We start from the raw sequence: 24969 nt of genomic DNA on the forward strand, positions 1-24969 counted from the left end.
ATGAAAAAACGAAAAATTCCTTTACGAAAATCAGTGATTTCAGGCGAAATGCTGCCTAAGAAAGAAATGCTTCGTATCACTCGTTCAAAAGAAGGCGTTGTTTCCATCGATCCAACAGGAAAAATGCCAGGTCGAGGAGCTTATATAGCGATCGAACCGGCTGAAGCCCAGAAAGCATGGGATAAGCGGATCTTGGATCGGGTGCTGGAAACGAAATTAACAGATGAATTTTACCAAGAACTATTGGACTATGTAACGCACCAAAAAGCGCGAAAAGAGTTATTTGCAAATGAATAAAACCAAAGCATTAAATATGTTAGGACTAGCCATGCGTGCTGGGAAATTAGTGACTGGTGAAGAAATGACCTTAAAAGAGATTCGCAATGAGAAAGCTGCTTTGGTCATTGTCGCCAGTGATGCTGGTAAAAATACACAAAAGAAAATTAAGGACAAAAGTTCTTATTACGAAATTCCGCTCCTAGATGCATTTTCTGCTGATGAAATCAGTGCGGCCATTGGGAAACCAAGAATGGTCATTGGCATCTTAGATCAAGGATTTGCAAGGAAGGTGCAGGAATTAATATTAGGTTAGGAAGGTGATTGCATGGGGAAAAAAAGAATTTATGAACTTGCAAAAGAATGGAACAAATCGAGCAAAGAGGTTGTTGAAAAAGCACAATCTTTAGGCTTTGATGTCAAAAATCATATGGGCGCGATCTCAGATGGAGAGGCGCAGAAATTGCAGCAGTCATTAGGCGGCAATCCAAATGGTAAAACATCTGCAAACTCAAATCCCGCAAATCAGAAACCAGCCAACCAGCCGGAAAAACAAGAACAAAAGAAATTTAAAACGCAAAGAAATAATCCTAACTTCCAAAACCGTCATAACAATCAAAGTCAACAGCGAACTACGCAAAGCAATAACCGTCCTGCTGGTCAAGGACAAGTAGAGCGCACGAACAGTCAAGGAAGTAACAGACCAAATAACCAAGGAAGTCATAATCGAGTGAATAACCAAGAGAATCGTAACAATCAAGGGCAACAAAACCGCCCAACAAACCAAGGACAACAAAACCGTCCGAATAATCAAGGGCAACAAAATCGCCCAAACAACCAAGGACAACAAAATCGTCCGAACAATCAAGGGCAACAAAATCGCCCAAACAACCAAGGACAACAAAATCGTCCAAACAATCAAGGACAACAAAACCGTCCAAACAACCAAGGGCAACAAAATCGTCCGAATAACCAAGGACAGCAAAACCGTCCAAACAACCAAGGACAACAAAATCGTCCGAACAATCAAGGGCAACAAAACCGTCCAGCCGCTCAATCTTCTGGAAATACGCAAGGGGCAGACCGTAACAACAACCGTACGCAAGGCTCGAATGATTCCCGTGGAGGAAATCAAAACCGCGGCAAGTCAAATTACGGTGGACGCAATAACAATTTCAACAACAACAATCGCAATAAATTTAACAAAAAAGGGAAAAAAGGCCGTCAGCAGACGGAAAAGAAACCGCCAGTTCCAGCACGTAAATTCCGTGAACTGCCAGAAGTATTGGAATATACAGAAGGCATGAACGTAGCGGATATCGCGAAAAAAATCTACCGTGAACCAGCAGAGATCATCAAGAAGCTCTTTATGATGGGGGTTATGGTCAATCAAAACCAACCTTTAGATAAAGATACGATTGAACTGCTTGCTACCGATTACGGAATCGAACCACAAGAAAAAGTTCAAGTGGATATCGCAGACATCGATAAATTCTTCGAAGCAGAAGAACAAATTGAAGAGAATTTAGTATCACGACCACCTGTTGTTACCATCATGGGTCACGTTGACCACGGGAAAACAACATTGCTTGATACGTTACGTCATTCACGCGTAACAAGTGGTGAAGCTGGAGGAATCACGCAGCATATTGGGGCTTACCAAATCGACATCAATGGCAAACCAATCACTTTCTTAGATACTCCTGGACACGCGGCGTTCACCAGTATGCGTGCACGGGGAGCAAGTATCACTGATATTACGATTTTAGTTGTCGCAGCTGATGATGGTGTCATGCCGCAAACGGTGGAAGCGATCAACCATGCGAAAGCAGCAAAAGTGCCAATCATCGTTGCAGTTAACAAAATCGATAAACCAGGTGCTAACCCTCAACATGTGATGCAAGAATTAAGTGAACATGAGTTGATCCCAGAAGCTTGGGGTGGGGATACGATCTTCGTTGAAATCTCAGCGAAATTTGGGCAAAACATTGAAGAATTGCTTGAAATGATCCTCTTAGTAGCAGAAGTCGAAGATTTGAAAGCTGATCCTACCCAACGAGCGATCGGTACCGTTATTGAAGCGCGCCTTGATAAAGGCAAAGGTCCTGTAGCAACACTATTGGTACAACAAGGAACTCTTCATGTTGGTGATCCAATCGTTGTAGGGAACACTTTCGGTCGTGTCCGCGTGATGACGAATGATTTAGGTCGTCGTGATAAAGCAGCTGGACCTGCAACGCCAGTCGAAATCACAGGATTGAACGATGTCCCTCAAGCAGGTGACCGTTTCGTTACCTTTGAAGATGAAAAAACGGCTCGGGCAGCAGGTGAAGAACGTGCAAAACGTGCCTTGATGGAACAACGTGCATCAAGCAGTCGTGTGACATTGGATAACTTGTTTGAAAGTCTAAAAGAAGGCGAACTGAAAGAAGTGAACGTCATCATCAAAGCAGACGTACAAGGTTCAGCCGAAGCGTTAGCTGCGTCATTGAAGAAAATCGATGTTGAAGGTGTGCGAGTAAACATCGTCCATTCAGCCGTTGGTGCCATTAATGAAAGTGACGTAACGCTAGCAGCAGCAAGTAATGCCATCATCATCGGATTCAACGTCCGCCCTACACCGCAAGCCAAACAGCAAGCGGAAGCAGAAGAAGTCGATATTCGTTTGCATCGCATTATCTACAAAGCGATCGAAGAAATCGAAACAGCGATGAAAGGGATGCTTGATCCTGAATTTGAAGAAAAAATCACCGGTCAAATGATCGTTCGTGAAACCTACAAAGTTTCTAAAGTTGGTACGATCGCTGGTTGCTATGTGACGGAAGGCAGCATTCGCCGTGACAGTGGTGTACGGGTGATTCGTGACGGTATCGTCATCTATGAAGGCAAACTTGCCAGCTTGAAACGCTTCAAAGACGATGTCAAAGAAGTGAAGCTAGGATTTGAATGTGGCGCGATGATCGAGAAATTCAACGACGTAAAAGTCGATGATGTGATCGAAGGCTATGTCATGGAAGAAGTACCAACAAAATAAACGAAATGACAACTATACAAGGAGGCTTTTTGAATGGCTAACTATCGAGATCGCCGAGTGGCGCAAGAAATCTTAAAAGAAGTCAATCAAATTCTTCGTAAAAAAGTTCGTGATCCTCGCGTGCAAGATGTGACGATCACAGATGTACGAGTAACTGGAGATTTGCAGCAAGCAACGATCTTTTACAGCACCTTGACGGACTTGGCTTCAGATAAGCAAAAAGCCCAAGCAGGACTGGAAAAAGCAACTGGGTTGGTTCGTCGTGAACTTGGCCAAGCGCTAACGCTCTACAAAGTTCCAGAAATCCAATTCGAGTTGGATGAATCTGTACAATACGGGAATAAAATTGATGAAATGATTCGCGCATTGCACTCAGAAGAATAAAAAAAGAACAGCTTCCAGTCGAAGCTGTTCTTTTTTATTTGGAAAAAGCATCAGGAATTCATCAGTAAAGTAACCAGTCCAGCAACACCTGCCCCTAAGAGCCAACCACCGATCACATCTGTTAAAAAATGGATCCCTAAGTAGACTCTGCTAAAGCCAATCATAAAGCTAAGCAAAATTGCCAGTAAGGTCATCGGGATGACAGCTGAGGGAACCAATTGTCCAAGATTCAAGGCGATCGTTCCATACATGGCAGCGGATGTGGCAGCATGAGCACTAGGAAAGCTGTGATCTTTTTCTTCAACTAAACGATGATCAATAGGACGATCTCGTCGGACGATTCGTTTGATCAAGTAAGCAGCTGCTGATACTATGAAGATACTGACTGCTGTTTTTGGTGCAAGATCCGCCCGCGATGATGGAAAGGCAAACAACAGTAAAGCGATCGCAACTGTCGGAAAGGCTTTTCCTAAATTGGTAAAAAAGTGCATCATGCGCGTCAAAGAGGGCGTACGGCTTTGGATGATCTGCAAAGCAAACGCTTCTTCCCAACGCTGCATCGTGCCGAGCTGAATCATGATCAAAAAAATGGCAAATCCAATAAATGACCCTATCGTTAAAACAACCATTTTAGGACCTCCTTATATGCTTAGTTTATCATGTAATGAGAAAGAGCGAAAAGGATTTTGTCGTGCAATGAATTTTTTTTATATGTTATAATAAGCAAGTTGAAGTGAAATGGAGGAATACGATGGACGGGATTTTACCATTATGGAAAGAGCGTGGACAAACAAGTCACGACTGCGTGTTTAAATTACGAAAAATATTAAAGACAAAAAAAATCGGACACAGCGGCACACTAGATCCTGACGTGGATGGTGTCTTGCCCATTTGTATCGGAAAAGGAACGAAGATCGTCGAATACTTGGTTGATTCTGGAAAAGTCTACACCGGGGAAATCACTTTGGGCTTCAGTACCACTACAGAAGATCGGTCGGGGGATATCGTTGAACAACAAGCACTAACTCGTCCTTTTACGAAGGAAGAGATCGATCAGGCAATGAAACAGTTGACGGGGACGATTACCCAGATCCCGCCGATGTATTCGGCGGTCAAAGTCAATGGCAAACGACTTTACGAATATGCTCGTAACAATGAAACTGTCGAGCGGCCACAGCGCAAAGCAGAAATTTATTCCTTTGAACGAATTTCAGAGCCGATTATTCATGAGAACAATACGCAAAGCTGGCGTTTTGAAGTTGCTTGTGGAAAAGGGACCTATGTTCGCACATTAGCGGTCGACACAGGGAAATTGCTGGGTGTACCCGCGCATATGTCTGATTTGACTCGCCTAAAAAGCGGTGGTTTTTCAAAAGAACAATCCTACACGATTGCAGAGGTGCAAAAGGCAGTCGATGAACAACGTGTTTCGGAACTACTACTACCTTTAGAATACGGGGTATCAGAATTTCTTCAAGTGACGATCGATGCAGACCTCTGGCAGAAAGTAAAAAATGGCATGCGTTTGCCCTTCAGCGCGTTTGGATTACCAAAGCGCCCAGAGGAATTAGTGGCGATTTTTTATCGAGAACAATTGATCAGTATCTATAAAGCTCATGACAAATACCAGGATATGATGAAACCGGTAAAAGTCATCCGTACAGAAATAGGAGAATGAATATGGAAATCATTGAAATAAGACACCCTTATGATCACGCAGCGATTCCTGATGAGGAGATCGTCTTAGTTTTAGGCTTTTTCGATGGCGTGCATTTAGGTCATCAAAAAGTCATTGAAACAGGACGAAAGATTGCAGAGGAGAAAGGGTTAAAATTGGCGTTGATGACCTTTAATCAGCATCCCTCGATCGTTTTTCAAAAGGTTGATCCTGAAAAAATGCAATACCTGACCAGTTTGCCGCAAAAAGAAGCGCACATGGAACAACTTGGGGTAGATATTCTTTATATCATTGAATTTACTTCTGCTTTTGCAAATTTGGCACCGCAAGTATTTGTAGATGAATACATGATCGGACTGCATGCAAAAGTTGTTGTTGCAGGTTTTGACTATACCTATGGCAAGAAAGAGATAGCCAACATGGCGCTTTTGCCAACCTATGCAGAAGGACGTTTTGAAGTCGTGACTGTCGCGCAAGAATCGTTTCATGAGGAAAAGGTCAGCTCCACACGCATTCGCTCTGCACTACAAAATGGTGATATGGCGCAAGTCAATCGCTTGTTAGGGTATATTTATGAATTTGAAGGAACCGTCGTTCACGGTGATGCTAGAGGACGAGAACTTGGGTTTCCAACCGCAAATATCAAAGTGAAGAGCACCGTTCGATTGCCAAAAGAAGGCGTCTATGTGACGGAAATCAAAGTTGGTGACAAGTGGTATCCATCGATGGGATCGATTGGTCACAATGATACGTTTGGTCAAGGTCGCCAGTTAACAGTAGAGATTTATATTCTCGATTTTCACCAAGATATCTATGGTGAAACCGTGGCGATCCGTTGGCATCATTTCTTACGTGATCAAGTCGCTTTCAATGGCGCACAAGCGTTGATCGAGCAATTAAAGCAAGATGAACGAGACACTGAAGCTTTTTTTAATGGGCTTTCTGAAGAAAACTAGTCATTCGTAGTGAAAAGAAGCGTTTCTGGCTTCTTTTCACTTTTTCTTTTTCTCTCTTTTTATAACGTAGTTTATTTGAATTCTAATGCTTTCCCCATGAGGAAAAAACGTTTTTTCGATATACTAAAAAATAGGCTAAAATGATAATTTATGCAGTACGCTGCAAAGGGAAAGGGAGAGAAAAAGTGACAATTGGAAAAAAAGCGAAAAAGGGGAAAGAAAAGAAAGATTTAACCAAAATGAAAACGCCGCATACGTATGTCATCATTTTTGGGGTTGTGCTGTTGGCATGGTTGCTGACTTTCTTAGTTCCTGCTGGGAAATTTAGTACACAAGAAATCGAGTATACCGATGCAAATGGGGACATAAGTACCAGAACGGTCTTGATGCAAGATTCGTTTCGTTATGCCTACCCGTTAGATAACGAATACGTCTATCAACAGTTGAATCAATTGGAAGACGATCCACAAGAGCTGGAAGAATTAGATGTCGATCCTGAGGCTTTAGCAGCTGTTCTAGCTGAAGGGCCTAAAGAGTTGTCCCAGAGTCAATTAGATGAGGTCGGGCTAACGGATGACACCCTTTACAGCCTTTATGGCGAAAAGATTTATGATACTTCAGAAAAACTGCATAAAACAGCCAAGGTTTGGGGAACCGATGACTTTGGCGGTTTCGGCTTTTTAAATTTCGTTTTTGAAGGGTTGGTTTCTGGCGACAAATACGGCTCAGCAGTAGGGATTGCAGCACTGATTTTAGTGGTCGGTGGTGCATTTGGTATTATCATGCAAACCGGAGCGATCGATGCGGGGATCTTTGCATTTATCAGCAAAACCCGTGGATTAGAACGTTTGGCATTGCCGCTGTTGTTCTTTGCTTTTTCATTTGGTGGTGCTACTTTTGGGATGGCAGAAGAAGTCATTCCGTTTTCGATGGTCATGGTGCCTTTCGTGATCGCATTAGGGTATGACTCGATCGTGGCGGTCACTGTCACCTATGTCGCCTCCCAGATTGGGAATGCCACCTCGTGGATGAGTCCATTTAGTGTGGCAGTGGCTCAAGGGATCGCAGGTATTCCCGTTCTTTCAGGCGCAACGTTCCGAATCATCATGTGGGTCGTGGTTACCGCATTATCCGCAGGATACCTCATGATCTATGCCGAAAGAATTCGCAAGAATCCTGAGAAATCGCTCACGTATCAATCAGATGCGTATTTTCGAAATCATCTTGAAAAAACCTCCAGTGAGCAAAAACCATTTTTATTAGGTCATAAATTGATCTTGGTTGAAATGCTGGCGGTCTTGATCTGGATCGTATGGGGTGTGACACAAAAAGGCTATTATATTCCCGAGATCGCTTCTCAATTCTTTGTTATGGGCTTAGGGGCAGGAATCATAGCGGTTCTTTTCAAATTAGAAAATATGGGCTTGAATGATGTGGCGAGTGCCTTTCAATCAGGGGCCTCAGAATTAGCGGGAACTGCAATCGTTGTAGGGATGGCCAAAGGGATTCTTCTGGTTCTCGGCGGTTCTGATGCCAACGTGCCGTCAGCCTTGAATACGATTTTGCACAGCATCGGTGGTTTGTTAAGCAATGTTCCAGCATTTATTGGTGCATGGTTCATGTACATTTTCCAAAGCTTCTTCAATTTGATCGTGACCTCCAATTCAGGTCAGGCTGCATTGACCATGCCGATCATGGCGCCATTAGCTGATCTTTTAGGTGTTTCAAGACAGATCGCTGTATTGGCTTATCAATTAGGCTCAGGCTTCATGGATGCCTTCACCCCAGTATCGGCAAGTCTGATCGGTGTGCTAGGTGTCGCAAGAATCGAATGGGTGAAATGGGCGAAATTCCAGATCAAAATGCAAGGGTTCTTATTTGTATTAGGAACGATCTTCATCTTTATTGCAGTCGCGATCGGCTTGCAATAAGAAGCAATCAGACACGAGGAGGAAGCACTCATGAAGGTGATACGACAAGCGGAGGTTTATGCGCCTGACTATTTAGGAAAAAAAGATATTCTTTTAAGCGAAGACAAGATCATTGCTATTGAAGATTCGATCGAAGGAGGATTCTCAGGGGTTCCTCTTGAAGAAATCGATGGCACAGGGTTACTCGCTGTTCCCGGCTTTATTGACTGCCACTTTCATATCTTAGGAGGTGGCGGGGAAGGCGGCTTTCAGAACCGGACACCAGAAGTGAAATTGTCTCAGCTGACCTCTGCGGGGGTAACGACAGTGGTTGGGTGTTTGGGTACTGACGGAGTAGGCAGAGATATGACTGCCTTGATCAGTAAGGCCCGTGGACTAGAGGCAGAAGGCATCACGACGTACTTGTATGACGGTTCTTATCGATTGCCATTGACTCCGGTCACCGATTCTATCATTCAAGATTTTTTGACTATTGACAAAATCATTGGTATCGGTGAAATTGCCGTTTCTGACCATCGTTCTTCACAACCGAGTTTCGAAGAATTTACCCGCGCGGTGGCGGATGCCCGTGTTGGTGGGATGCTTTCTGGAAAAGCAGGCATCGTAAACGTCCACTTAGGTGGAGGAAAGAGAAAATATGAGCTACTTTTACGAACCATCGAAGAAACAGAGATTCCAATCAGCCAATTTTTACCGACACATGCCAATCGGACCAGCGAGCTTTTCGAAGCAAGTATTGCTTTTGCAAAAATGGGTGGAACGATTGATTTTACAGCGAGTGAGGATCCTGATTTCTGGGAAAAAGAAGACGATGAGGTTCGCTTCAGTAAAGGATTGAAGCGTTTGTTAGCAGAAGGGATCGGGCTGGATCAATTTACCATGACCTCTGATGGGCAAGGCAGCCTCCCGTACTTTGATGAAAACAATCAATTCATAGGTCTGGGTGTCGGTAGTTCGCGAGCGCTGATGGTAGGCATTAAAGAAGCAGTCCAAAAAGAGCAGATTCCATTGGAGATCGCCATTCGAGCAATCACTTCTAATCCAGCGAAAGTATTGAAGCTTGATCAAAAGGGACGTCTTGCAGCAGGGATGGATGCTGATATTTGCTTGCTGAACAAAGAAACATTAGTAGTAGAAACGGTTCTAGCGAAAGGCAGAACGATGGTAGAAAAACAAGAAGTAAAAGTGTGGGGTACCTTTGAGCAACTAACATAAGAAGATTCCAGCTTTGACAAACTAAGAAACGGTTGTTTTTCTAAACAGAGTTGTAGAAGATAAAAAATAAGCAGCCCGATCCATGACCAGCATTTACTGGACTTGATCGGACTGCTTTTTTTCAATTAAACGCAAGCATTCTTAAGCTTGTAACTCATCCAATTTCTTCATGTCTTCTTCAGAAATTTCAAAGTCAACTTTGGCATTGTCAGCAATGTATTCTTCATGAACGGATTTTGGCAATGGCAGAATGTCTTTTTGTAGCAAGTAACGAATTGAAAGTTGTGGAATAGATTTTCCATAAGCTTCCGCAATCGTCTTCACTGCATCGTTATCGAGTAAACGACCGGTGGCGATTGGAGAATAGCCTTCCACTAAAATTTCGTGGTCTTTACAAAATGCCAATAACTCTTCATTTGTGCGTCCAATATGGTAAACAAACTGGTTGACCATCGGTTTCACATCGCAATGATCAAAAATATTCTGTAAATCTTTTTGATCGAAGTTGGAAACACCAATTGATTTTACTTTCCCACTTAAGTAGGCTTCTTCTAATGCTTTCCAAACATCGATGTTTTCAAGATAAAAATCTTTGTTTTCTGGATTGTTTCCCATGATTTTCCAAGGACGAGGGGCGTGGATCAAAATCAAATCGATATACCCTAAGTCAAGTTTTTTTAGAGAAGCATCAATGCTATCAACCGCTTCTTGGTAGGTCTTCAACTCAGCAGGTACTTTCGTGGTAACAAAAATTTCTTCGCGGGCAACGCCTGAATCGCGCACAGCTTTCCCAACCGCTTCTTCGTTTTTGTAAGCTGCCGCTGTATCGACATGTCGATAACCGTTTTGAATGGCAAATTTTGTGGCGTTGTAAGCATCTTCTGGAGAAGATTGCCAGGTTCCAAGGCCAATCTTAGGAATCGTCAGTTTGTTCTGCAAGGTAAATGTTTCTTGTAATATCACGTATCTCAACCTACTTTCATCGCTTTTTTTTGTTACATCTTCCATTATAAAACGTTTTCTTGTTTGAAACAAATCAGACGCTGAAACTTTTTCGGTAAATTGACTTTCAAAAGGATCTTTGATACATTATCAGCAACCTAAACGCAGAAAGATGTGGAAAAAATGGATTTTGTAAAAGAAGATTTTGCCTATTATCGGCGCTCTTTTGAATTGATGTATCGCAGTTATTTCCGTAGAAGAATGATTGCCCTGGGTGTAGCGATTTTGATTATCTTAGGTTATTTATTTTTGTTACAAGAAAGTTTGCTTTTAAATATCATCTTGCTAGGTATTTTGCTAGGGATGATGGCGTGGCTGGTTTCACTTTCTCAGAAGGCGAGTGAGGTCGTACGTGCTTTTGAAGAAGAAAATCAGGTGCCGCAAATTCATCAACTGACAGAATTCGAGGATCATTATGCGTTCCCAATGAACGATGGAACAACGATGCGCGTTAAGAAAAACGGCAATCGCAACTTCCCTTCCAATAATAAGCAGTACACGTTGATGGCAGGCTATAAAAAAGTTTTCTTTGTGCAACAACCCTTGATGATTTTTTACTATGACCTCTTGGAAATGAAGTATGATGAAGCGTATCGTTTGAAACGAAATCGACAAAACGGGTTCAATCGTTGGTCGCGTTATTTCAGCTTTCGCTCCTTTAAGGGATCGATCGGCAATGTTTTTCAATTCTTGCTGGGAAATATTTTCTTCTTATTTATTGCGTATCGGTTGATCCGCTATCTGATCGATATTTTGCTACACATTCTATAACGGTCGCCAAGGGGATAATTCTCATCGTTTTCATAGACTGGTGAAAAAGATGATAGGACTTAATTTTTTAAAAAAGGTATACTTAAGTCAGATAAGACAAGCAATTGTCTTTCAAGAATAAGAGTACTGCTCTTGTTAAGTAAGCCGTCAGCAACAGCTTATCTATTGTGGCGCTAACAGTTTGGGGGAAGTGTTAGTTCTTGTAACAAACAGATTTTTTTCTGGGTGGGATAAGAACAAAAGCGGTATTTTACCGTACTTAATAAGAGTAGTGCTCTTAATTTTTGCTATGACTATTTGAAGACATCACTTCTTGGAAGTGGTGTTTTTTCTTGCCCAAAAATAGTCCAAGTGATAGGAGAATTCTAAGAACTATGCTACAATGAGTGCCGATGCTCTCAGCGCTGGGAGCAAAAAAAGAAGGTAGAGGAGAATCACTTAGGAATGCCTGAAGATCAAACAATAAACGATCCATCTACAAAAAGCGCGCAAAATATTTCTGCGTATATACATATACCATTCTGTGAACATATCTGCTATTACTGTGACTTCAACAAAGTGTTTTTAGAAGGGCAGCCAGTGGATGAGTACATCGAAGCGTTACTAAAAGAAATTGAGCTGACCCTCTTGCGTCAGCCTATCAATGAGGCGGAAACAATTTATATCGGCGGCGGGACGCCAACGTCGCTTTCGGCGAACCAGCTGGATCGATTGCTTTCAGGTGTGCATGAATTGCTGCCGACCCACACAACCAAAGAGTTTACCGTGGAAGCAAATCCTGGTGATTTGAGTGAAGAAAAAATGCTGGTTTTGAAAAACCATCAAGTCACTCGCTTGTCGATGGGGGTCCAAACCTTTGATAATCGCTTGCTTAAAAAAATTGGCCGCAAGCATACCGCTGAAGATGTTTATTCAACCATTCAGCTGCTGGAAAAACATGATTTTCAGAATGTGACGATCGATTTGATTTATGCACTTCCGGGACAAAGCATAGAAAGCTTCCGTGATACACTGACGCGAGCGATTGATCTCGGGTTGCCTCACTATGCGATGTATTCCTTGATTTTAGAAAACAAAACCATGTTTATGAACTGGGTTCGCCAAGGGAGAATGGCGCTGCCTTCTCAAGAAGCTGAAACGCAGATGTTTGATGAGGCGATCGCCGCGATGACAAAAGCTGGCTTGAATCAATATGAAATCAGTAATTTTGCACGACCAGGGTATGAGTCCTTGCATAATCTAGTGTATTGGAACAATGAACATTATTTTGGCTTTGGGGCAGGCGCCAGCGGGTATCTTGGACAGACCCGCTACAAGAATAAAGGTCCAATCCAGCATTATTTGAAACCATTACAGGAAAATCAATTGCCAATCCATGAAACCGAAGAATTGACAACCAGTAATCAAATGGAAGAGGAACTGTTTTTAGGCCTTCGTAAAAAGGCTGGCATTTCAAAAATACGCTTTGCAGAAAAATTCGGGAAGTCTTTTCAGGAAATCTATGGTTCAACTAGCGAACAGTTGATTCAAAAAGGCTGGTTGGCTAGTCAAGGTGATCGTGTCTTTTTAACGAAAGCTGGGATGTTCATTGGCAACGAAGTGTTTGAAGCATTTCTCTTGGATGGAGAAAAATAAGAAAGAACAAGGAAGAGAAGTAGCCATTTCGCGCTGCTTCTTTTTTTGATTTCTTTTTTTAGCACTCTCTTAGAAAGAGTGCTAAAAAAGTGATGCAAATACTTGACATTCCTAGCAAATATGGTATATTTATAATCGTGTTAGCACTTAATAGGAATGAGTGCTAACGGAGGAGTGGATAAAATGTTGACACCTAGACAACAAATGATTTTACACCTCATCATCCAAAACTATACGAATACTGGTCAGCCCACGGGCTCGAAGCGATTGATGGAAGATGGGGTTGAAGCTAGCTCTGCCACCATTCGTAATGAGATGAAGGCGCTGGAAGAAGCTGGACTTCTGCTAAAAACACATTCATCTTCAGGGCGTGTGCCATCAATAAAAGGGTATCGCTATTACGTTGATCACTTATTGAAGCCATCTGAAGTTGACCAAAACGAAATTCAAACCATTCGTCATTCTTTTGGAAAAGATTTTCATGAAATCAATGAAATCATCCAGCAGTCTGCCACGATCTTGTCCAACTTGACTAGCTATACAGCGTTGTCTCTCGGACCAGATATGAAGGAAAGGAAATTGACGGGCTTTCGAATCGTCCCTTTGAATGCACGACAGATCATCGCGATCATCGTGACGGATAAAGGAAATGTCGAAAATCAAGTCTTTACTCTTCCTGAATCGATGAGCAGCGAAGATTTGGAAAAAATGGTAAGGATCATCAACGACAAATTGATCGGTGAACCTCTAATGACGGTCTACCATCGATTAAGAACCGAGATTCCTATGATTCTGCATAAGTATTTTCAAACGACTGACGGAATCGTTGATCTCTTTGATACGATGCTGAGCCATATTTTTGAAGAAAAAATCTTCGTCGGCGGGCGAATGAATCTTCTGAATTTTGAACCGACGCAAGATGTTAGTCAGTTCAAATCGATGTATTCATTTATGAAAAACGCAGATCAGCTGACACAGTTACTGGCGCCAAGAGATTCTGCGATTCAAATCAGAATCGGCTCTGAGCTTGGCAACGACTTGTTACAAAATATGAGTTTGATCCAAGCCAGCTATGAAATCGAAGGTCATGGACAAGGAACGATCGCTTTATTAGGTCCATCAAGTATGCCGTATTCACGGATGTTTGGATTGATGGAAGTTTTTCGAGGCGAGTTAGCAAAAAAATTGGCCGATTATTATCGCGCATTAGACGCTGCCAATGAATAAGCGGCAATGAAACAAATCGTAGAAGGGATGGTTGAAACGTGACGGAAAAAGAAGAGCGTTTAGATGAAGAATTAGATAAAACTGCTGAAGAAACCGCAGAAACAACTGAATCTTCAAATGAATCAACTGAAACTGAAGCACAGACTCCTCAACCAGAGGAAGAAGCAGTGGAAAAAAGCGAATTGGAACTTTTGCAAGAAAAGAATAACGAATTGGAAGATCAATTCCTTCGTGCTCGTGCAGAGATCGCAAATATCACTTCACGTAACCGCAACGAGCGGGAACTTTTACAAAAATACCGCTCGCAAGATCTTGGCAAAAAACTGTTGCCAGCAATCGACAATTTGGAACGAGCGATGGCAGCAGATGTCGATCAAGACCAAGCTGCGAATTTGAAAAAAGGCGTTGAAATGGTTCTTGAAAGTCTGCGTCAAGCCTTAAAAGAAGAGGGAATCGAAGAGATTCCTGCTGAAGGTGCAATGTTCGATCCGAACTTGCATCAAGCGGTGCAGACTGTACCTGCCTCTGATGAAACACCGGCAGACACAATCGTTACTGTCTTGCAAAAAGGGTATAAATTGCATGATCGTGTCTTGCGTGCAAGCATGGTCATCGTTGCACAATAGTTCTTTCTATCTATAAGTAGATGTTTAAATTAAAAAAGGGAGTGTATTACTTATGAGTAAAATTATCGGTATCGACTTAGGAACAACAAACTCAGCTGTTGCTGTCCTTGAAGGCGGCGAAGCAAAAATCATTACGAATCCAGAAGGAAACCGTACCACACCTTCTGTTGTCTCATTCAAAAACGGTGAGATCCAAGTAGGGGAAGTTGCAAAACGCCAAGCAGTAACAAACCCGAATACGATTTCTTCTATTAAACGCCATATGGGTGAAGCTGGATACAAAGTAGAAGTTGAAGGCAAATCCTATACACCACAAGAAGTTTCCGCAATGGTTCTTCAATACATCAAAGGATTTGCTGAAGACTATTTAGGTGAAAAAGTTGAAAAAGCAGTCATTACTGTTCCTGCATACTTCAACGATGCACAACGTCAAGCAACCAAAGATGCTGGTAAAATTGCCGGTCTTGAAGTAGAACGGATCGTCAACGAACCAACTGCCGCAGCTTTAGCTTATGGGTTAGATAAAACAGATAAAGATGAAAAAATCCTAGTCTTTGACTTAGGTGGCGGTACTTTTGACGTATCGATCCTTGAATTAGGGGATGGCGTCTTTGACGTATTATCAACTGCTGGGGACAACAACCTAGGTGGGGATGACTTTGATAACAAAATCATCGATCACATGGTAGCAGAATTCAAAAAAGAAAACGGCATTGATCTTGGAAAAGATAAAATGGCCTTGCAACGTTTGAAAGATGCTGCTGAAAAAGCAAAAAAAGACTTGTCAGGTGTAACAAGTACTCAAATCAGCTTGCCATTTATCACAGCTGGTGATGCTGGTCCATTGCACTTGGAAATGACCTTGACTCGTGCGAAATTCGATGAATTGACCGCAGACCTAGTCGAACGGACAAAAATTCCAGTACGCCAAGCTTTGAAAGATGCTGGCTTATCACAATCAGAAATCGATGAAGTCATCTTAGTTGGTGGTTCAACACGTATTCCAGCAGTAGTTGATGCTGTTCGTAAAGAAACCAATAAAGAACCAAACAAATCAGTAAACCCAGATGAAGTGGTAGCGATGGGTGCTGCGATCCAAGGTGGCGTGATCACAGGTGATGTGAAAGATGTCGTCTTACTAGACGTTACACCATTATCATTAGGTATCGAAACAATGGGTGCCGTCTTCACAAAACTGATCGATCGTAACACAACGATCCCTACAAGTAAATCACAAGTCTTCTCAACTGCAGCAGACAATCAACCAGCCGTTGATATCCATGTCTTGCAAGGGGAACGCCCAATGGCAGCTGACAACAAAACATTAGGTAGATTCCAATTGACGGATATTCCACCAGCACCTCGTGGCATCCCTCAAATCGAAGTAACATTTGATATCGATAAAAATGGGATCGTCAATGTTTCTGCAAAAGATTTAGGTACACAAAAAGAACAAAAAATCACGATCAAATCATCTTCAGGTTTATCAGATGAAGAAATCGAACGCATGGTAAAAGATGCTGAAGCAAACGCTGAAGCCGACAAACAACGCAAAGAAGAAGTTGATCTACGCAATGACGTCGATGCTTTGTTGTTCACTGTTGATAAAACATTGAAAGAGCTTGAAGGCAAAGTGGATGCAGACGAAGTCAAAAAAGCGGAAGAAGCTCGTGATGAGTTGAAAGCTGCACTTGAAGCAAACAACTTAGAAGAAATGAAAACGAAACGTGATGCTTTGAATGAAATCGTACAAAACTTAACTGTTAAGTTATACGAACAAGCAGCACAACAACAAGCACAAGAAAATCCAGAAGCTGCACAAGGCGGCGCAGACGATGTGGTTGACGCCGACTTTGAAGAAGTAGACGGTGACGATAAATAATCGCTGTTTGTGAAAAAGCCAAAGTCACCGCTTTGGCTTTTTCTTATGAATTTGCGAAACGTATTTTTCTAGAGCGAATTATATGCTAAAATACGAGAGACGCAAGAATATAGTGGAGGGAAGCCAATGGCAGACAAAAGAGATTATTATGAGGTCTTAGGTCTACAAAAAGGGGCTTCGGATGACGAAATCAAAAAAGCTTATCGTAAGCTTTCAAAACAATATCATCCAGACATCAATAAAGAACCTGATGCAGAAGCAAAGTTTAAAGAAATTTCTGAGGCCTATGAAATATTAAGTGATTCCCAAAAAAGAGCTGCTTATGACCAGTATGGTCATGCTGGTACCGATCCGAACTACGGAGGCGGTTATGGCGGTGGATTCGGCGGCTTTAACAGTGGCGGATTCTCCGGAGGCGGTTTTGGTGGATTTGAAGACATTTTCGAATCGTTTTTCGGTGGTGGAGGCGGCAGAGCAGCCAATCCTAATGCACCTCGACAAGGAGCGGACTTGCAATATGCGGTTGATCTTTCCTTTGAAGAAGCGATTTTCGGAGTGGAAAAAACTGTTCAATACAATCGTGAAGAAACCTGTCATACCTGTGGTGGAAACGGGGCAAAACCAGGTACTTCACCAGAAACCTGTCATAAATGTCATGGTGCAGGTACCATCAATGTTGAACGTCAAACACCGCTTGGTCGTGTGATGAGCCGTCAAACCTGTGATGTTTGTCATGGAACTGGGAAAGAAATCAAAGAACCATGTACAACATGTCATGGTACTGGCCATGAAAAGAAAAAACACAGCGTGAAAGTCAACGTACCTGCAGGTGTCGAAGATGGACAACAAATGCGCTTGTCTGGTCAAGGAGAAGCTGGCACCAATGGTGGTCCTTATGGTGATCTGTACGTTGTTTTCCGAGTGGAAGAAAGTGATATTTTTGACCGTGATGGGTCGGAAATTTATTACGAACTGCCGTTAAACTTTGTCCAAGCTGCTTTAGGCGACGAAGTCAATGTACCAACGGTTCATGGGAATGTGAAATTAAAAATTCCAGCTGGTACGCAAACAGGCACAAACTTCCGCTTACGCGGTAAGGGAGCCCCTCGCTTACGGGGAGGCGGCAATGGCGATCAACAGGTCAAAGTGAAGCTGATCACACCTAAGAACTTAAATGAGGAACAAAAAGAGGCATTGCGGGCTTATGCAAAAGCCAGTGGCCATGAAACGAACGAACAACAACCAGAAGGATTTTTTGATAAAATGAAAGATGCTTTTGGTGGGAAAAAGAAATAACCATGAAAGAATCCAACTCATGCCCTTATAAAACCATCCGTTTTATAAGGGAATGAGTGTTTGTATGGCTATAAATGTGCAGTATGGGCAAGAATCGAATCTTCTTGGCCATCTTTTTTTCTTTTCCTTTGAAATCGCTTGCTTAGTGTGTCACAATAAAAGTAGACCAATTAAAGGAGGAGATACAATGGAAAGAATATTTGCGAGTCCGTCACGATACGTTCAAGGAAAAGGGGTCTTAAAGCATGGGTTATCCCATATCAAAGATTTAGGAAAGAAAGTGCTTCTTTTGACCGATGAAACTGTTTGGAAAATTGCCGGTGAAGAACTATTTGAGAACCTGAAAGCAGCCGAGTTAGATCCGGTAAAAGAAATTTTTGGTGGAGAAGCTTCTGCAAATGAAATCGATCGTATCGTCTCTAAAGCCAAAAGTGAATCAATCGAAGTGATTGCCGCATTAGGTGGTGGGAAAGCCATCGATACTGGGAAAGCTGTTGCGGATGAATTGAAAATACCGATTGCTGTTTTGCCAACGATTGCCTCCACTGATGCACCAACTTCGGCACTTTCTGTTATTTATACTGATGAAGGTCGTTTTGAAAAGTATCGTTTTTATAACAAAAATCCTGAACTTGTCTTAGTGGATACCGCTGTGATTGCCAAAGCGCCTGCCAAATTGCTAGCCGCTGGTATTGCGGATGCACTCGCAACCTATGTCGAGGCACGTGCTGTTGCTCGAAGCCATAGTAAAAATATGGTCGGCGGGGTGCAACCAATTGCCAGCATGGCGATCGCTGAAAAATGCGAAGAGATCCTTTTTGAGAATGCCTTAAAAGCCTATCAAGCGAATAAAAAACAAGTCGTTACCGAAGCTTTTGAACAAATCGTGGAAGCCAACACTTTGCTTAGTGGATTAGGCTTTGAAAGTGCAGGTCTGGCAGCAGCTCATGCGATTCATAATGGCTTGACAGCCCTTGAAGGAGACGTTCATGATCTGACCCATGGTGAGAAGGTTGCTTACGGAACACTCACTCAATTGATGCTGGAAAATGCAGATCCTGAAGAGCTCGACCAATATATAGAATTGTATCAGGCATTAGAATTACCGACGACATTATCCGACATGCATCTTGCGGAAGCCAGCGATGCAGACCTATTAAAAATTGGCGAGCAAGCAACCATCGAAGGGGAAACGATCCACAATATGCCATTTCCGGTTTCTGCAGAAGATGTTGCAGCAGCGATCAAAGCCGTGGATGCCTATGTGAGTGCTTACTATCCTCTATGATGTTATTTTATTAAAGATCATCAATGTGTGCTCGGTGATTTCAAAAAACGTTTGACAATAAAAAAGAGTCGTGCTATTTTGATAACAAGCAAATTAAAGGAGGGAACAAGACATGACAAACGTCAACACACAAACTACCTGTTGTTGTTGTATGGTGCAAAAAGCAGCATACCGATTTGTCATGCCTATTATTAGTTCCTTTGTCGCAGAAGATCGCTGAAGTTTCTTTAGTGATTCACTTCTTTCCGGATAAGACGACATTTTTTTGGGGTACTGATGTAATAGTCAGTACCCCTTTTTGTTTGCTGTTTTTTACCGCTTTCATTGGCGACGGCTGATGATTGCAAATGAAAATTGGTACATGAAGCATACGAGTTGTGCCAAACAAAGTTGAGCGAGGAGTCGAGCGATGATCGTTAATAATATAAAAGCATTGATTGGGCACACCCCATTCTTTGAATTTGATGCCGCAGCATTTGGCGGCAAAAAGGGAAGTACCATCTATGCGAAACTTGAGTATTTAAATCCTGGTGGAAGTATCAAGGACCGCTTAGGAAAGTATTTGATCGATGAAGCGTTTCGCGAGCATGTGATCGATCATGAGACAACCGTTATCGAACCGACAGCGGGAAATACTGGAATTGGTTTAGCTTTAGCTGGAATCGAGTATGGCTTAAAAATGATTTTTGTCATTCCTGAAAAATTTAGCCTTGAAAAGCAGCAACTGATTGAAGCGTTGGGCGGGACCATCGTTCATACGCCCACTGAAGCAGGCATTCAAGGGGCGATTGAAAAAGCAAAGGAAATAGCAAAACAGCTACCAAATAGTTATATGCCAATGCAATTTCACAATCAAAACAATCCTGCAGCCTACCAAGCAACCTTAGGCCCAGAGATCTTTCAGGAGTTATCTGGGAAAATTGACAGCTTTGTTGCTGGAGCTGGCAGCGGGGGGACCTTCGCGGGTGTCGCAACATACTTAAAGAAGCAAAAATCAAGCACTCGACTTGCTGTCGTTGAACCAGAAGGATCGATCTTAAATGGCGGGCCTGCCCATGGACATGAGATTGAAGGGATCGGTGTTGAGTTCATTCCACAATTTTTTGACGATTTGCTTATTGATCAAATTTATACGATCAGTGATGCGGAAGGCTTTGCTTTTACTCGTTACTTGGCAAGAAACTATGGTTTGCTTGTTGGAAGTTCAAGTGGAGCGGCGATGGCAGCAGCAGTAAAAGAAAGCCTCGAATTACCAACTGGAAGCTCGATCGTTACCGTCTTTCCAGATGGAGGCGATCGCTATCTATCAAAACAGATTTATGCGGGTGAATCAGCAATCACCCCATTCATAGGAGGAGTAAACCATGCATTTTAATACAAAAGTAATCCACGGCGGTATCAGCGAAGACGAAATGACTGGTGCTGTTAGTGTGCCAATTTACCAAACATCAACCTATCGGCAAAATGCTCTTGGTCAGCCAAAGCAATATGAATACAGTCGTTCAGGCAATCCAACTCGATTTGCCTTAGAAGAATTGATTGCGGATCTGGAAGAAGGCGCCCAAGGGTTTGCTTTTGCCTCTGGATTAGCAGCCACCCATGCGGTCTTCTCGCTGTTTCAGACTGGAAACCATGTCATTTTAGGGGATGATGTATATGGCGGGACGTTTCGTTTGCTCCATCAAGTATTAGAAAAAAGCGGATTGTCTTATACACTTGTCAAAACAAATGAGCTAGCTGCCGTTGAAGCAGCCATCCTTCCAGAAACCAAAGCGATCTTTCTGGAAACGCCGACTAATCCATTATTGAAGATCACGGACATCGCAATCGTTGCCCAACTAGCTAAAAAACAGGACATTTTGACGATCGTGGATAATACCTTTGCGACCCCTTACTTTCAAAAGCCGCTACAATTAGGCGCAGATATTGTGATTCACAGTGCTACCAAGTATCTCGGTGGACACAGTGATGTAGTAGCTGGGTTAGCGGTTGCCAAAGAGCCGCAAATCGCCAAAAGAATTGCTTTTTTACAAAACGCCATTGGTGGTGTATTGGGGCCTCATGATAGCTGGTTGATCCAACGAAGCATCAAAACACTTGCTTTGCGGATGGAAGCACATCAAAACAACGCGATGAGAATTGCCCACTACTTACAAGCACATCCAGCTGTCGCAAAGGTTTATTATCCAGGATTGATTGCCCATGAAGGACATGAGATCGCCAAATCACAGATGTCTGGGTATAGCGGTATGATATCTTTTGAACTAAACGATGAATCGAAAACAGCAGAATTTGTTGAATCATTAAAGATTTTTACTTTAGCAGAAAGCTTAGGTGGCGTGGAAAGCTTGGTAGAAGTGCCAGCCGTGATGACCCATGCCTCGATCCCTAAAGAAATTCGTGAGCAATCTGGGATCAAAGATGGCTTGATTCGGTTGTCTCTCGGCATCGAAGACGGTGAGGATCTGCAGGCAGATTTAGAGCAAGCGTTTGAAAAGGCAGGTAGCTAGTGATGGGGAGAGAGTTTATTCCAATTTTTTCTGACTGGGCAGCTGAGTACGATGAAACAGTTGCAGGTAAGGATGAAGAATATCGAGCGGTTTTTTTCAAATATGAACAGTTACTCGCTGAAATTGCTGAAAAAGCAGGGCAGTCTGTGGTAGAATTTGGTAGTGGAACTGGAAATCTAACACAAGCTCTGCTTGATCAAGGAAAAAACGTGCTGGCAATCGAGCCATCGCCAGAGATGCGGCGAATCGCCAAGTCAAAACCCAGTCTTTCTAAAGTGACTTTTGTAGATGGTGATATGGAGGTTTTTCCTGAGATCACGGATGTGATTGATACGATCGTTTCTACCTATGTTTTTCATCATCTTACGGAGGACGAAAAACAACGGGCAATCGGCAAATATGCTGCGATGCTGCCCAAAGGCGGGAAAGTGCTTTTCGGGGATACGATGTTTCTTTCTCTAGCCCACAAAATGGAACGAATCGATGAAGCACGGCAAGCTGGTCACCAGCGACTAGCCGCTGATCTGCAAAGAGAGTACTATCCAGTCACAGCGGATATCGAACGATACTTTCGTCAGCATGGGTTTACCAGTCGTTTTAAGCAGATCAATGAGTATGTTTGGCTTGTGGAAGCACAAAAAGAGTAGGAGAGAAGTACAATGAAAATGAATGTTGAAAGCTTTAATTTGGATCATACGAAAGTCAAAGCACCTTATGTACGGGTTGCCGATAAAAAACAAGGAACGAATGATACCATCATCAAATATGATGTCCGTTTGAAGCAGCCGAACCAAGCGCATATGGATATGGCAAGTCTGCACTCGCTAGAACATTTGACGGCAGAATTGATTCGTAATCATGCGGATTATATCGTGGACTGGTCGCCAATGGGCTGCCAAACCGGCTTTTATTTGACTGTCTTGAATCATGACGATTATGAAGAGATTTTGACCGTCCTAGAAAAAACCATGAAGGACGTTTTGCAAGCAACTGAAGTACCTGCCAGCAATGAAGTGCAATGCGGTTGGGCGGCGAACCATACCTTAGAGGGTGCCCAAAAATTAGCGCAAGAATTTCTTGATGAACGTGACAATTGGTCGACCGTTTTTGCCTAAATAAAAATAGAAGTAGAAAAAAGGTGCCTGCGTTTGGATTCGCAGACGCCTTTTTTGTTAAACCCGCAAAGAGACGGGGGTTCGATAGTTTTTGTTTATGGTTCTACTGCTTGGACAGTGATGCCGACTCCGTTTGGATTATAGGTTTGACTAATGTAAAACTCAAATCCTTCATGAATAAAGAAAAGTCTCCGAATGGCGCTAACGTCTCTGATGTGAGCATCTAAACCATACTGTTCGATCAATGTCTCTTTGATCTCCTCAATATCATCCTCTTTCCCGAATTGTGAGAAATCAATACCGAAAAATTCTGGGACATCAACCAATGTGATTCTAGATAAATGTTCATTTCCCGCGTTATCCGAGTCAAAATCAAAGCTGATTTTGGACAGTTTGTCCCTTGAACCTAAAGGAACTCTTTTTGTCTCGAGAGCGCTGCTGTCAGCCATCGTTGATAACAAATCAATGGCTGAATCAGGTAAACGAGTGGTTACTTTTCTTACTTCATCAACCATTGCTCCTTGATCGGGAGAAAAAACTTTTCTAGTCTCTTCCGTGACGATCACATTTTCGCGGCGCCGCTTTCGGTTAATGGCACTGCGCTCTTGGTTTACCCGATCACTACGTTTGATGAGATCGAGGCCAAGATCGCTGATGGATTCAGGGGAAGGCCTTTCTTCCAGTAAAGCAGTTAAGTAATCGATCTCTAAAAACTGCTCGTAGGCAGCTGCTGGCTGAGTTTCGCTGTAGAAGAGGACAGCTCCGAGTAAAAAACAACTAATGCCCAAACAAAGCAAAAGACTTCTTCTGCGATGCTCCCGGATTTTTTTCAGAGGACGATTCAGTTTCATTTTATCCTTCAACTCCTAAGTTTTTTAGACGACTCATGATAATAGAGGTGTTTGAATTTCATCACGCATTTTGCCAATCTTAGTTACGAGAGATCGCTTAATGGATTACTCAATTTCTGTTTCAGAAAACTGATCATGCCAGGTAACGCCAGTAACGGTTCGGTTGGAAAGGGTAACGATGATCGCTTCGCCCTCTTGATTGATCCAGGCATTGGATTCCACGCCTAGAATCGCTAGTCGCCAAGAAGGCAGTCCACCCATGATCTCTAATACTTGATCGCAGGACATTCCTTCTTGCAATTGGTGGAGCAAATCTTTGGTGACGGTTCTATTCCAACGTCGTGGCAATCCTATCTGCAATTGCTCGCAATAGGAGAAGTGAGAGGTGGATTCTTCGGTACTTACTGACTGTTGATCAAGGCTGTCAGAAGAGCTGCTTATGTCAATTGTAGTAGGCGTTGTTTGCTTTTCAGTAGAGAAAGAGCTGCTAGCTTCCGAATCCATTGACAATGATTGAGAAGTCACCGCTGTTTCTAATGAAGAACTGCTTTGTCGCGTTTCATCCAGGAGTTCGTCAATCAGGGTACAGCCTGTGAGTGAGAAGGAAAGGAAAATCAGTAAGGGAAAGAAATAGATGGTTTTCATACGATGCATGCCTCCAAAGTAATTTTCTGCATTTTTCTTTTGTTGTTATTTTAAGGTTTGTTTTTTATAAGAAGGGTTCTAACCGATGTTTAAACAAAAGAATCAATGTATTTATACAGCTTATGCAGTTATGGAGGGAGTGTTGTTTAATAAGTGTAACATGCCACTCCTGATCTGACTACTCGATTTCAAATTGCATTTCATAGTTTTAATAAAATTTAGTCTCTATTCCTGATGATTATAAAATTCACGTGATATACTATAGTCAACTACAAGATAAAAAAATACGGCTTCAGTGGCAAAGGGCATTTGACTCAAACAGATCGTTGGGAATGTTTTCGAGCATTTGAATGTGGCATTGTTTTAATAGAAAAGGGAGGAAGAGGGAATGAAGATCTTAAGGGATTGGCAAGCAAAACATCAAGCGAAAAAAGAAGCAAAAAAACAGGCATTACGGTTAAAAAATGCCAAGCTTCGTGCAGCAGGGAAAGAGCCGTTGAAGGGCTGGGGGAAAATGGTTGATACTGGCATCGGCGGGGCGAACAAAGCAAACCCCATCGATACAAAAGTGTTTTTGGGGGAAAATCAAAAGCGGATCGCAGATGAAACGAAACGGAACAAACAATAAAGAAAACCTCTGCAACAGT

24 protein-coding genes are annotated in these 24969 nt (G+C 42.5%); 20 read left to right on the forward strand and 4 right to left on the reverse strand.

What is annotated here, in order from left to right:
- Genes rnpM through rbfA form a run of 4 tightly spaced genes read left to right on the forward strand, consistent with a single transcriptional unit; the run spans nt 1 to nt 3694 of the window.
- The gene (gene rnpM / locus IGJ25_RS08325; RefSeq protein ID WP_005225922.1) at nt 1-297 is read left to right on the forward strand and encodes an RNase P modulator RnpM; all 297 of its coding nucleotides are present in this window, start codon (nt 1-3) and stop codon (nt 295-297) included.
- Complete coding sequence (locus IGJ25_RS08330; RefSeq protein ID WP_015509584.1) at nt 290-592, forward strand: YlxQ-related RNA-binding protein; 303 nt, start codon at nt 290-292, stop codon at nt 590-592. Before rnpM ends, IGJ25_RS08330 begins: the two co-directional genes overlap by 8 nt.
- A 12-nt stretch (nt 593-604) precedes the next feature.
- On the forward strand, nt 605-3310 hold the full coding sequence (gene infB, locus IGJ25_RS08335) for a translation initiation factor IF-2 (RefSeq protein ID WP_081116848.1): 2706 nt from the start codon (nt 605-607) through the stop codon (nt 3308-3310).
- Between the two features lie 33 nt (nt 3311-3343).
- Nucleotides 3344-3694, forward strand: coding sequence for a 30S ribosome-binding factor RbfA (gene rbfA, locus IGJ25_RS08340; RefSeq protein ID WP_005225925.1), 351 nt, complete (start codon nt 3344-3346; stop codon nt 3692-3694).
- Nucleotides 3695-3744: 50 nt separating this feature from the next.
- Here rbfA and IGJ25_RS08345 read toward each other — a convergent pair whose 3' ends face one another.
- Nucleotides 3745-4323: a phosphatase PAP2 family protein gene (locus tag IGJ25_RS08345; RefSeq protein ID WP_015509588.1), complete on the reverse strand. Its 579-nt coding sequence runs from the start codon at nt 4321-4323 to the stop codon at nt 3745-3747.
- A gap of 122 nt (nt 4324-4445) precedes the next feature.
- On the opposite strand from IGJ25_RS08345, the gene truB reads away from it, so the two are divergent.
- From truB to iadA, 4 genes are all read left to right on the forward strand, one after another.
- Nucleotides 4446-5372: a tRNA pseudouridine(55) synthase TruB gene (gene truB, locus IGJ25_RS08350; protein WP_005225927.1), complete on the forward strand. Its 927-nt coding sequence runs from the start codon at nt 4446-4448 to the stop codon at nt 5370-5372.
- A gap of 2 nt (nt 5373-5374) precedes the next feature.
- Nucleotides 5375-6328 carry a riboflavin biosynthesis protein RibF gene (gene ribF, locus IGJ25_RS08355; protein WP_081116847.1) on the forward strand — a complete coding sequence of 318 codons (954 nt, stop codon included), beginning with the start codon at nt 5375-5377 and terminating at the stop codon, nt 6326-6328.
- 239 nt (nt 6329-6567) lie between these two features.
- Complete coding sequence (yfcC, locus tag IGJ25_RS08360; protein ID WP_170927566.1) at nt 6568-8259, forward strand: putative basic amino acid antiporter YfcC; 1692 nt, start codon at nt 6568-6570, stop codon at nt 8257-8259.
- 30 nt (nt 8260-8289) lie between these two features.
- Nucleotides 8290-9474: a beta-aspartyl-peptidase gene (gene iadA, locus IGJ25_RS08365; protein ID WP_074934019.1), complete on the forward strand. Its 1185-nt coding sequence runs from the start codon at nt 8290-8292 to the stop codon at nt 9472-9474.
- A gap of 141 nt (nt 9475-9615) precedes the next feature.
- Here iadA and IGJ25_RS08370 read toward each other — a convergent pair whose 3' ends face one another.
- Nucleotides 9616-10482, reverse strand: coding sequence for an aldo/keto reductase (locus tag IGJ25_RS08370; RefSeq protein ID WP_016610157.1), 867 nt, complete (start codon nt 10480-10482; stop codon nt 9616-9618).
- Nucleotides 10483-10599: 117 nt separating this feature from the next.
- Between IGJ25_RS08370 and IGJ25_RS08375 the strand changes: the two genes are divergently transcribed.
- The 11 genes from IGJ25_RS08375 to IGJ25_RS08425 all read left to right on the forward strand — a co-directional run bounded on the left by IGJ25_RS08375 (nt 10600) and on the right by IGJ25_RS08425 (nt 22826).
- Nucleotides 10600-11247, forward strand: a complete 648-nt coding sequence (locus tag IGJ25_RS08375; RefSeq protein WP_015509594.1) for a hypothetical protein — start codon at nt 10600-10602, stop codon at nt 11245-11247.
- 444 nt (nt 11248-11691) lie between these two features.
- Nucleotides 11692-12882, forward strand: coding sequence for a radical SAM family heme chaperone HemW (hemW, locus tag IGJ25_RS08380; protein ID WP_081116846.1), 1191 nt, complete (start codon nt 11692-11694; stop codon nt 12880-12882).
- Nucleotides 12883-13065: 183 nt separating this feature from the next.
- Nucleotides 13066-14109: a heat-inducible transcriptional repressor HrcA gene (gene hrcA / locus IGJ25_RS08385; protein WP_225001242.1), complete on the forward strand. Its 1044-nt coding sequence runs from the start codon at nt 13066-13068 to the stop codon at nt 14107-14109.
- Nucleotides 14110-14147: 38 nt separating this feature from the next.
- Nucleotides 14148-14735, forward strand: a complete 588-nt coding sequence (grpE, locus tag IGJ25_RS08390; protein ID WP_005225935.1) for a nucleotide exchange factor GrpE — start codon at nt 14148-14150, stop codon at nt 14733-14735.
- A 52-nt stretch (nt 14736-14787) separates the two neighbouring features.
- Nucleotides 14788-16617, forward strand: a complete 1830-nt coding sequence (dnaK, locus tag IGJ25_RS08395; protein ID WP_005225936.1) for a molecular chaperone DnaK — start codon at nt 14788-14790, stop codon at nt 16615-16617.
- A 126-nt stretch (nt 16618-16743) separates the two neighbouring features.
- A complete protein-coding gene (gene dnaJ, locus IGJ25_RS08400) occupies nt 16744-17913 on the forward strand; it encodes a molecular chaperone DnaJ (RefSeq protein ID WP_005225937.1) in 1170 nt (389 codons plus the stop codon).
- Between the two features lie 187 nt (nt 17914-18100).
- Nucleotides 18101-19201, forward strand: a complete 1101-nt coding sequence (locus IGJ25_RS08405; protein ID WP_081116845.1) for a glycerol dehydrogenase — start codon at nt 18101-18103, stop codon at nt 19199-19201.
- Between the two features lie 409 nt (nt 19202-19610).
- Nucleotides 19611-20576: a PLP-dependent cysteine synthase family protein gene (locus tag IGJ25_RS08410; RefSeq protein ID WP_074536418.1), complete on the forward strand. Its 966-nt coding sequence runs from the start codon at nt 19611-19613 to the stop codon at nt 20574-20576.
- Entirely contained in the window at nt 20566-21711 is a 1146-nt protein-coding gene (locus IGJ25_RS08415; protein ID WP_438779238.1) for a cystathionine gamma-synthase, read from the forward strand. The genes IGJ25_RS08410 and IGJ25_RS08415 overlap by 11 nt, the downstream gene beginning before the upstream one ends.
- Nucleotides 21712-21713: 2 nt before the next feature.
- Nucleotides 21714-22358 carry a class I SAM-dependent methyltransferase gene (locus IGJ25_RS08420; protein WP_081116843.1) on the forward strand — a complete coding sequence of 215 codons (645 nt, stop codon included), beginning with the start codon at nt 21714-21716 and terminating at the stop codon, nt 22356-22358.
- Between the two features lie 12 nt (nt 22359-22370).
- The gene (locus IGJ25_RS08425; protein WP_008382180.1) at nt 22371-22826 is read left to right on the forward strand and encodes an S-ribosylhomocysteine lyase; all 456 of its coding nucleotides are present in this window, start codon (nt 22371-22373) and stop codon (nt 22824-22826) included.
- A 95-nt stretch (nt 22827-22921) separates the two neighbouring features.
- On the opposite strand, the gene IGJ25_RS08430 is transcribed toward IGJ25_RS08425, so the two are convergent.
- Complete coding sequence (locus IGJ25_RS08430) at nt 22922-23677, reverse strand: Tat pathway signal sequence domain protein (protein WP_081116842.1); 756 nt, start codon at nt 23675-23677, stop codon at nt 22922-22924.
- 105 nt (nt 23678-23782) lie between these two features.
- Entirely contained in the window at nt 23783-24322 is a 540-nt protein-coding gene (locus IGJ25_RS08435; protein ID WP_438779239.1) for a hypothetical protein, read from the reverse strand.
- Between the two features lie 388 nt (nt 24323-24710).
- On the opposite strand from IGJ25_RS08435, the gene IGJ25_RS08440 reads away from it, so the two are divergent.
- On the forward strand, nt 24711-24950 hold the full coding sequence (locus IGJ25_RS08440; RefSeq protein ID WP_074934010.1) for a hypothetical protein: 240 nt from the start codon (nt 24711-24713) through the stop codon (nt 24948-24950).
- Nucleotides 24951-24969: the final 19 nt, after the last annotated feature.

The organism is Enterococcus sp. DIV0240d (assembly GCF_051711245.1).
Classification (GTDB): domain Bacteria; phylum Bacillota; class Bacilli; order Lactobacillales; family Enterococcaceae; genus Enterococcus_D; species Enterococcus_D casseliflavus.

Bases quoted from the DNA above. Each gene is read 5' to 3' on its own strand.
- rnpM (WP_005225922.1), top strand. From the start codon at position 1: ATGAAAAAACGAAAAATTCCTTTACGAAAATCAGTGATTTCAGGCGAA.
- IGJ25_RS08330 (WP_015509584.1), top strand. From the start codon at position 290: ATGAATAAAACCAAAGCATTAAATATGTTAGGACTAGCCATGCGTGCT.
- infB (WP_081116848.1), top strand. From the start codon at position 605: ATGGGGAAAAAAAGAATTTATGAACTTGCAAAAGAATGGAACAAATCG.
- rbfA (WP_005225925.1), top strand. From the start codon at position 3,344: ATGGCTAACTATCGAGATCGCCGAGTGGCGCAAGAAATCTTAAAAGAA.
- IGJ25_RS08345 (WP_015509588.1), bottom strand. From the start codon at position 4,323: ATGGTTGTTTTAACGATAGGGTCATTTATTGGATTTGCCATTTTTTTG.
- truB (WP_005225927.1), top strand. From the start codon at position 4,446: ATGGACGGGATTTTACCATTATGGAAAGAGCGTGGACAAACAAGTCAC.
- ribF (WP_081116847.1), top strand. From the start codon at position 5,375: ATGGAAATCATTGAAATAAGACACCCTTATGATCACGCAGCGATTCCT.
- yfcC (WP_170927566.1), top strand. From the start codon at position 6,568: ATGAAAACGCCGCATACGTATGTCATCATTTTTGGGGTTGTGCTGTTG.
- iadA (WP_074934019.1), top strand. From the start codon at position 8,290: ATGAAGGTGATACGACAAGCGGAGGTTTATGCGCCTGACTATTTAGGA.
- IGJ25_RS08370 (WP_016610157.1), bottom strand. From the start codon at position 10,482: ATGGAAGATGTAACAAAAAAAAGCGATGAAAGTAGGTTGAGATACGTG.
- IGJ25_RS08375 (WP_015509594.1), top strand. From the start codon at position 10,600: ATGGATTTTGTAAAAGAAGATTTTGCCTATTATCGGCGCTCTTTTGAA.
- hemW (WP_081116846.1), top strand. From the start codon at position 11,692: ATGCCTGAAGATCAAACAATAAACGATCCATCTACAAAAAGCGCGCAA.
- hrcA (WP_225001242.1), top strand. From the start codon at position 13,066: ATGTTGACACCTAGACAACAAATGATTTTACACCTCATCATCCAAAAC.
- dnaK (WP_005225936.1), top strand. From the start codon at position 14,788: ATGAGTAAAATTATCGGTATCGACTTAGGAACAACAAACTCAGCTGTT.
- dnaJ (WP_005225937.1), top strand. From the start codon at position 16,744: ATGGCAGACAAAAGAGATTATTATGAGGTCTTAGGTCTACAAAAAGGG.
- IGJ25_RS08405 (WP_081116845.1), top strand. From the start codon at position 18,101: ATGGAAAGAATATTTGCGAGTCCGTCACGATACGTTCAAGGAAAAGGG.
- IGJ25_RS08410 (WP_074536418.1), top strand. From the start codon at position 19,611: ATGATCGTTAATAATATAAAAGCATTGATTGGGCACACCCCATTCTTT.
- IGJ25_RS08415 (WP_438779238.1), top strand. From the start codon at position 20,566: ATGCATTTTAATACAAAAGTAATCCACGGCGGTATCAGCGAAGACGAA.
- IGJ25_RS08420 (WP_081116843.1), top strand. From the start codon at position 21,714: ATGGGGAGAGAGTTTATTCCAATTTTTTCTGACTGGGCAGCTGAGTAC.
- IGJ25_RS08425 (WP_008382180.1), top strand. From the start codon at position 22,371: ATGAAAATGAATGTTGAAAGCTTTAATTTGGATCATACGAAAGTCAAA.
- IGJ25_RS08430 (WP_081116842.1), bottom strand. From the start codon at position 23,677: ATGAAACTGAATCGTCCTCTGAAAAAAATCCGGGAGCATCGCAGAAGA.
- IGJ25_RS08435 (WP_438779239.1), bottom strand. From the start codon at position 24,322: ATGAAAACCATCTATTTCTTTCCCTTACTGATTTTCCTTTCCTTCTCA.
- IGJ25_RS08440 (WP_074934010.1), top strand. From the start codon at position 24,711: ATGAAGATCTTAAGGGATTGGCAAGCAAAACATCAAGCGAAAAAAGAA.